At 59.9% G+C, this 7436-nt stretch carries 7 protein-coding genes; all 7 read right to left on the bottom strand.

What is annotated here, in order from left to right:
• Positions 1 to 1197 (bottom strand): HAD-IC family P-type ATPase (locus tag ACYVDE_RS10630; RefSeq protein WP_460501490.1); only part of this gene is annotated, 1197 nt, incomplete at its 3' end.
• A gap of 137 nt (positions 1198 to 1334) precedes the next feature.
• Positions 1335 to 3035 carry a potassium-transporting ATPase subunit KdpA gene (gene kdpA / locus ACYVDE_RS10625; protein WP_460501489.1) on the bottom strand — a complete coding sequence of 567 codons (1701 nt, stop codon included), beginning with the start codon at positions 3033 to 3035 and terminating at the stop codon, positions 1335 to 1337.
• 102 nt (positions 3036 to 3137) lie between these two features.
• Entirely contained in the window at positions 3138 to 3215 is a 78-nt protein-coding gene (gene kdpF, locus ACYVDE_RS10620; protein WP_460501491.1) for a K(+)-transporting ATPase subunit F, read from the bottom strand.
• 341 nt (positions 3216 to 3556) lie between these two features.
• Positions 3557 to 4690, bottom strand: coding sequence for a redoxin domain-containing protein (locus ACYVDE_RS10615; protein ID WP_460501488.1), 1134 nt, complete (start codon positions 4688 to 4690; stop codon positions 3557 to 3559).
• Between the two features lie 190 nt (positions 4691 to 4880).
• Positions 4881 to 6233, bottom strand: coding sequence for a sigma-54-dependent transcriptional regulator (locus tag ACYVDE_RS10610; protein ID WP_460501487.1), 1353 nt, complete (start codon positions 6231 to 6233; stop codon positions 4881 to 4883).
• Positions 6234 to 6258: 25 nt separating this feature from the next.
• Positions 6259 to 6933: a toxin-antitoxin system YwqK family antitoxin gene (locus tag ACYVDE_RS10605; protein WP_460501486.1), complete on the bottom strand. Its 675-nt coding sequence runs from the start codon at positions 6931 to 6933 to the stop codon at positions 6259 to 6261.
• 69 nt (positions 6934 to 7002) lie between these two features.
• Positions 7003 to 7436: ATP-binding cassette domain-containing protein (locus ACYVDE_RS10600; RefSeq protein ID WP_460501485.1), on the bottom strand; the 434-nt coding region annotated here is incomplete at its 5' end.

Here is a 7436-nt window from a genome sequence, read left to right as displayed (position 1 = left end):
GGCCGCGCCCTTGCGCAGGCGGGTGCCACCGGCCAGCGTCACGCCGCTGCTGCGCGTTTCGGCCGTGAACTTGATGAGCTCGGCGCCTTCGAGGCGGCTTTGCAGCTGGGCGGGGTCCACCTTGTTGTCGCGCGCCAGCTCCACAATGCTTTTGCCTTCGGGAGTTTCATCGGTGAGCGAGCTGATGGTGGCCGCCTCCACGAACTGCGGCATGGACACGCCCGGGGCGGGCCAGAAGTGCGTAGCCTTGCGGTTGCCGATGGTGATGGTACCGGTTTTATCGAGCAAGAGCACGTCCACGTCGCCGGCCGTTTCCACGGCTTTGCCGCTTTTAGTGATGACGTTGGCGCGCAGGGCGCGGTCCATGCCGGCGATGCCGATGGCCGAGAGCAGCCCACCGATGGTAGTCGGAATCAAACACACGAACAGGGCGATGAACGAGGCCACGGCAATGGGCGTGTGCGAGTAGGCGGCGAAGGGCTGCAAGGTCACGCACACAATCACGAACACCAGCGTGAAACCGGCCAGCAGGATGGTGAGGGCAATTTCGTTGGGCGTTTTCTGCCGCGACGCGCCTTCCACAAGCGCAATCATCTTGTCGAGAAACGACTCGCCGGGCGCGGTGGTAACCTGCACTACGATGCGGTCGGAAAGCACCTTCGTGCCCCCGGTTACCGACGATTTATCGCCGCCGGCCTCCCGAATCACGGGCGCGGATTCGCCGGTGATGGCCGACTCGTCGATGGTGGCCAGCCCTTCGATAATCTCGCCGTCGGTGGGAATAATCTCGCCGGCTTCGACCACGAAAACCTGCCCCTTCTGTAGCTGGGCCGAGCTGACCTGCTGCAGCTGCCCGTTGTCGAGCCGCACGTTGGCGGGCGTATCCTGGCGGGTTTTGCGGAGCGAATCGGCCTGGGCCTTGCCGCGGGCCTCGGCGATGGCCTCGGCGAAGTTGGCGAAGAGCAGGGTGAGGAACAGCACCACGAACACCGTGCAGTTGTAGCCGAAGCTGCCCTGCGCCGCATCGGGCTTGAATAGTAGGCCGAGGGTTACGAAGAACATCACCACCGTGCCGATTTCCACGGTGAACATCACCGGGTTGCGGAACATGGTGCGCGGGTCGAGCTTGACGAAGGCCTGGCCGACGGCTTCGCGGACCAGCGCGGGTTGAAATAAGGATTGGGATTGAGTTGCCATGATGTTCACCCCACCCCCCGGCCCCCTCCCCTCCGGGGGAGGGGAAGCCGAAGTGGCGTGGTTTTGAAATTATTGGAGGCAGGAAAAAGAAGTCGTCAGGCTCCCCTCCCCCGGAGGGGAGGGGCCGGGGGGTGGGGTTAGTACAGCGTGAAATGCTCGGCCAGCGGGCCCAGGGCCAGGGCGGGGAAGAAGGCCAGGGCGGCGATAATCCAAATCACGAAGAAGACCATCACGCCGAAGGTGGCGGTATCGACGCGCAGGGTGCCGGCGCTTTCGGGGATGTACTTTTTGCGGGCCAGCAGGCCGGCAATGGCCACCGGGCCGATGATGGGCAGGTAGCGGGCCAGTATCATCACGATGCCGGTGCTGATGTTCCACCAGGGCGTGTTGTCGCCCAGCCCCTCGAAGCCCGAGCCGTTGTTGGCGGCCGAGGAGGTGAATTCGTAGAGCATCTCCGAGAAGCCGTGGTAGCCGGGGTTGGCCAGCCAGCCGGCGTACTCGGTGGGGTTGCCGGCGTAGAGGTGGGCCGACATAGCCGTACCGGTCAGAATCAGCAGCGGGTGCAGCAGCGCCACGATAATGGCGATTTTCATCTCGCGGGCCTCGATTTTCTTACCCAACAATTCCGGGGTGCGGCCCACCATCAGGCCCGAGATGAACACGGCGATGATGACGAACACGAAGAAGTTGAGGAAGCCCACCCCTACCCCACCGTAGAAGGCGTTGGTCATCATGCCCAGCAGCTCGGCCATGCCCGAAATGGGCATGTGCGAATCGTGCATGGAGTTCACCGAGCCGCAGGAAATGATGGTATTGGTGATGCCCCAGTAGGCTGAGGCTGCCGCGCCGAAGCGCACTTCCTTGCCCTCCATGGCCCCCAGGCGCTGGTCGGCGCCCATGTGCGTAATGGCAGGGTTGCCGTGCATCTCGTAGTACACCGTGGGCGCCAGCAGCATCAGGAAACCCACCGTCATCACGCCCATCACCATGTAGGAAAGGCGGGGCCGCTTCAGGTAATACCCGAAGGCAAACACCATGGCCAGCGGAATGAGCACCAGGGCGAAGTTCTCCACCGCGTTGGTCAGGTAGGTGGGGTTTTCGAGCGGGTGGGCCGAGTTGGCCCCGAAGAAACCGCCCCCGTTGGTACCCAGCTCCTTGATGGCAATCATGGCGGCGGCCGGGCCGCGGCTCACGCTGATGGAGTCGCCCTGCACCGTCACGAGGGGGGCTTTGCCGGTCCAGTTCATGGGCGTGCCCTGGAACACGAGCACCAGCGCCACCACCGTGGCAATGGGCAGCAGCACGCGGGTGATGCTCTTCACGAAGTAGTTGTAGAAGTTGCCCAGCTTTTCGGTGGTGCCTTCCTTGAGAGCGTTGAACACGACCACGCAGGCGGCCATGCCGGTAGCGGCCGTCACGAACTGCAGGAAGGTGATGGCGAACAGCTGCGAGAAGTACGTGGCCCCCGACTCGCCCGAGTAGTGCTGCAGGTTGCAGTTCACCAGGAAGGAGATGGCCGTGTTGAAGGCCTGGTCGGGCGTCATATTAGGGTTGTGGTCGGGGTTGAGCGGCAGGCTGCCCTGGAAGCAGAACACCAGCATGGCCCAGATAAACCAAGCCAGGTTGATGGTGAGCAGGGCCACCAGGTGCTGCTGCCAGGTCATGCCCCGGTTAGCGTCGATGCCGCCGGCGCGGAACAGCAGCCGCTCCAGCGGCGCCAGGAAATCGGTCCAGCTCTTGTCGCCCCGGTAAATAGTAGCCAGGTAGCGGCCCAGCGGCAGCGCCAGCAGCATGGTGCTGCCGAAGATGACGAGGATGCCGAGAAGTTCTTTGTTCATTGTTTTAACGGGGTATTCAGTACTGAGTAGTCAGTAGTCAGACCGCAGCCGGATGCCGGAACCATCCGACTACCGACTACCCGATACTGACTACCGGAAAACCTAAAATTTCTCCGGTTTCAGCAGCACGTAGCACAGGTAGGCGAACGTGGCAACGGAGAGGAAAAGCAGGGCGAGCATCATGGCGCTGGCGGGGTTAGATGTGGTCGAAAAAGTCCACCGATTTGTAGAAGAGCCAGAAGCAGCCAAGGCCGGCGGCAGACAGAATCGGGACAAGCAGCAGAGGAGCCATACTGAGGTTGAATGATTGGTTGCGCAGGCCATTGCCAAAGCCGGCCCGAACTCTCCGGCTAGCAGCCATTTTCACTCAATACATTGTCAATCAGCCATAAATTTTTTATTTCAGCTGATTCCCCATTTCCCCAAACGCAGAAAACCGGGTCATTCTGACCCGGTGCGGCGGTCAGAATAACCCGGTTTTTTTTAAGTAGTGGTAGCGGACTAGGGGCCGGCAGTTGTCGCTATTTTATCAGCTTTGCCAAAGTAGCGCCCAGCTCAGCACCGCGCAGGTTGGTGGCCACGATTTTGCCATCGGGGCCCACTAAGTAGTTCTGCGGAATGGACCGCACGCCGTAGCGCTGGGCGACGGCATTTTCCCAGCCCTTCAGGTCCGATACCTGCGTCCAGGCCAGCTGGTCGTCCTTGATGGCTTTCAACCACTTTTCGCGCTCACCCGGCCTATCGAGCGACACGCCCAGAATGTCAAAATTGCGCCCCTTATACTCGTTGTACACTTTGGTCACGGCCGGGTTTTCGGCCCGGCAGGGGCCGCACCAGCTGGCCCAGAAATCGACCAGCACGTACTTGCCGCGGTAGTCGGCCAGGCTCACGGTTTTGCCATCGGGCGTGTTCTGGCTGAAGATGGGCGCGGGCTGGCCAATAGCCAAGTCTTTCAGCGACTGCACCATGCTACCGTAGTCGCGGCCCTGCGGCGTGTTCTTCAAAGCCGGGTTCAGCGCTTCATAAAGCGGCCCTACGGTAGCATATTGGGGCAGGTCCAACATGCGTACGCCTAACAGCGCATCCAGGCTAACCATAGAATTGGGATTGTCTTTGACAAAGGCGTAATTAGTCTGCACAATTTTCTTATCAAAGGCCGCAAAACGCGCCTGCATTTGCTCCCGAAAACCGGGAGCCTGGCGCTGAGCATCGGTCATTTTCTGGACTTCAGCGCTCATAGCTTTCATTCGAGCCAACGTCGGCTTCATCAACGCATCCAGGCGCAAGTAGTCGGCCATCGTTGGGCCGCCTTTCGCAGTGGCGTGGGCCAGCGAATCGGGGCTGCTAATGGTCACGATACCGGGCTCTAAGTAGATACGGGTTTGGTCGCGATAAGTCCGCATAAAGTTACCCAGGTGGCCATCACGCCGGAGTATCACGTCGGCAATGGTGGGCATTTGGGCGGTGCCTTTCATCTCGAAAGCACCGTTTTTCAGGATTGCTGAGTCCGATATGGTCATTCCTTGCAACAGATACACTTTGGCCGGCGCGGTTATCGTCCGGGCCAGCTGGCCTTTCACGGTGCAGGTGAATGGGGTTTGGGCAGCGGCCAGCACGGGTAAGGCCAGCAGCGCAGCAAGTAGGGGCTTTCTCATGAAGTGGAATAGTGGAAGTGGAAAGAGATGGACATTGGCTCTCAGGCGAATATACCCGGGGGCACTCTTGCTAAGGCGTGGTATTGTGCGGCGCGGATAAATCCTTCACATCTCGCCCTCTGAAAACCTCACCCCCCGGCCCATCTCCCTCTAAAAGAGAGGGACTGGGGGTAAGGTTCCCGGCACCCGACTACAAGCCGTACTCCTGAATCTTGCGGTAGAGGGTTTTGGTGCCGATGCCGAGTTGGCGGGCGGCTTCCATCTTATTGCCGCCGGTATCGAGCAGCACTTGCCGAATCTGGCGCTTCTCCATTGTGCGCAGGGTGCGGTCGGCGGCCTCGTCGAGGCCGGGAGTGGGCGGCAGATGGTGGAACTCGGGCGGCAGGTCGTCCACGGTCAGCGTGTCGCCCTCGGCCAGGATGGCGGCGCGCTCGAGCACGTTTTTTAGCTCGCGCACATTGCCGGGCCAGGGGTAGCGTTGCAGCAGCGCCAAAGCTTCGGGCGCGAGGCCGGGCAGGCGCTTGCCGAGCTTGGCGGCGAAGTGTTGCAGGAAGTGCTGGGCCAGCGGGGGCACGTCGGCGGGCCGGTCTTTGAGCGGCGGCACTTGGATGGTGAACACCGAGAGGCGGTAGTAGAGGTCGGGGCGGAAGCGGCCGTCGGCGGCTTCCTGCTTGAGGTTGCGGTTGGTGGCGGCCACCAGGCGCAGGTTCACCTTGGTGGGCTTGGTGTCGCCGAGCTTGGTGAAGGTCTGGCTTTCGAGCACGCGCAGGAACTTGGCCTGCACGTTGAGCTCCAGCTCGCCGATTTCGTCCAGAAACAGGGTGCCGCCGTTGGCTTCTTCCAGCAGGCCCTTCTTGTCGGCCAGCGCCCCGGTGAAGGCGCCTTTCTTGTAGCCAAACAGCTCGGATTCGAGCAAATCCTTCGGAAACGCGCTGCAATTCACGGCCACGAAGGCCTTGCCCCGCCGCCCGCTGGCCTGGTGAATGGCCTGGGCAAAGAGCTCCTTGCCGCTGCCGGTGGGCCCTTCGAGCAGCACGGTGCTGTCGGTGGGCGCTACCTGCCGGGCCAGCTGCTGCACCCGCTTTAGTTCGGCCGAGGCGCCTATCATGGACTCGAAGCGGTACTGCTCGCCCACGCGGCGCTCCAGCTCGGCCACGCGCTGGCGCAGGCGGGCTTTTTCGGCGGCGCGCTCCACCACTACCACCAGCTGCTGCTCGGCGTCGCCCTTGGTGAGGTAGTCGAAAGCGCCGAGCTTCATGGCCTTCACGCCGTCGGCGATGGTGCCGAAGGCGGTGAGCAGCACCACTTCGGCCAGGGGGGCCAGGGCTTTGTAGCGGGGCAGCAGGTCCACGCCGTGGCCGTCGGGTAGCTTCACGTCAGAGAGCACCAGCAGCACCTCAGCGGCGTGTTGCTGGAGCAGCTCGAGGCCGCGGCGGGCGTCGGGGGCTTGCAGCACGGTGTAGCCTTCGAGCTCCAGCACCTGGGCCAGCAGCTGGCGCAAACGCGCTTCGTCGTCGATGATGAGCAGGGTACCGGTGGGCATTGGGTGGGGGATTTCCAAACTTTTATTAAAGGCCAAATAAATACTTAGTAATAGGATATTGGTCTATCTTCTTTCTGCCTGTTGTGTTACCCTGTTTATCATAAAATACTTGCATGACGAGATGGTTAGGAGTCGTGTCAGAATGATTACAAATCATTTCGTACTTCAAGCACCCATCTTCTCCGTAAAGGAATTCCCCAGAAACAATGCCGCCATCCCTATAAAATGCTTTGCGTTGTATTCGTCCACTTTTGAAATAATAATCATAGTACCATCCATTCAGTCTGCCCATAGCAAATTGAGCTTCAATAGTCTTGTGCCCCTTTCTATAGGCTATCCATTCGCCGTTATAAAAGCCATCAGAATAGTTAATCTGTTTAACTAAAAGCCCCTTATCATAATGCTTATAAAGGCCGTTCAACTTACCAGCTTTATAAGTAGCCTCATAATTTAAGCTGCCGTTTGGATTATAGGTTATTGTGATACCATTTCGAAGCCCTTTTTCGTAAAGGGCCACCTCTTTTAGTTTTCCGGATTTATAGAACCTTTTAATCTCGCCATTTAGCGAATCCAATGGGGTAAGCTCACTATCAGCGAATAGTGAGTTATTGCATACAACTGCAATTTCTTGATAGAAACATTCTGGCTTACTGTGAGGAAGCGTGCATAAGCACAGCGAGAAAATATCGATTAGGTTCATGCACCAAATAGAGTTTAGCCAATAGCGCGAAAGTTAGAAATAAGAAGTTGCTCGTGGCTAAACTCCTGACTAACTCCCCCGAATCTCCTGCTTGATGTGCTCGACGAACTGGGCGAACTCGGGTTCGGCTTCCACGTTTTCGTGCCAGGCGAGGCCCATTTCGGCCAGGTTGTATTGGTGCTGGGGGCTGATGGTGGCGCCCGGCACGAGGGCTCCGGCCGCGTCGCGCTCGTAGCCCAACAGCCAGAGGCGGTCGGCCAGGGCGGTGGTGGTCACGATGTCGTGCGAGACGATGATGACGGTGTTCAACTCGTCCATCGTCGTCACTTCCACGATGATGCGTTTCACCTCGTCAATCATGGCCACGTCGAGGCCCGAGAAGGGCTCATCGAGCAGAATGAGGTGGTCGGAGCAGAGCACCTGCTGGGCAATGGCCGCCCGCTGCCGCTGCCCGCCCGAGAGCTGGGCCGGGTACTTGCGGGCGTGCGGCGCCAGGCAAAACC

This window comes from Hymenobacter agri (assembly GCF_054778495.1).
Note: the sequence above shows the minus strand (reverse complement) of the source record. Positions and strands in the feature narration are given on the sequence as shown.

Bases quoted from the DNA above. Each gene is read 5' to 3' on its own strand.
- ACYVDE_RS10610 (WP_460501487.1), bottom strand. From the start codon at position 6,233: ATGCCCACCGGTACCCTGCTCATCATCGACGACGAAGCGCGTTTGCGC.
- ACYVDE_RS10615 (WP_460501488.1), bottom strand. From the start codon at position 4,690: ATGAGAAAGCCCCTACTTGCTGCGCTGCTGGCCTTACCCGTGCTGGCC.
- ACYVDE_RS10605 (WP_460501486.1), bottom strand. From the start codon at position 6,933: ATGAACCTAATCGATATTTTCTCGCTGTGCTTATGCACGCTTCCTCAC.
- kdpF (WP_460501491.1), bottom strand. From the start codon at position 3,215: ATGCTCGCCCTGCTTTTCCTCTCCGTTGCCACGTTCGCCTACCTGTGC.
- kdpA (WP_460501489.1), bottom strand. From the start codon at position 3,035: ATGAACAAAGAACTTCTCGGCATCCTCGTCATCTTCGGCAGCACCATG.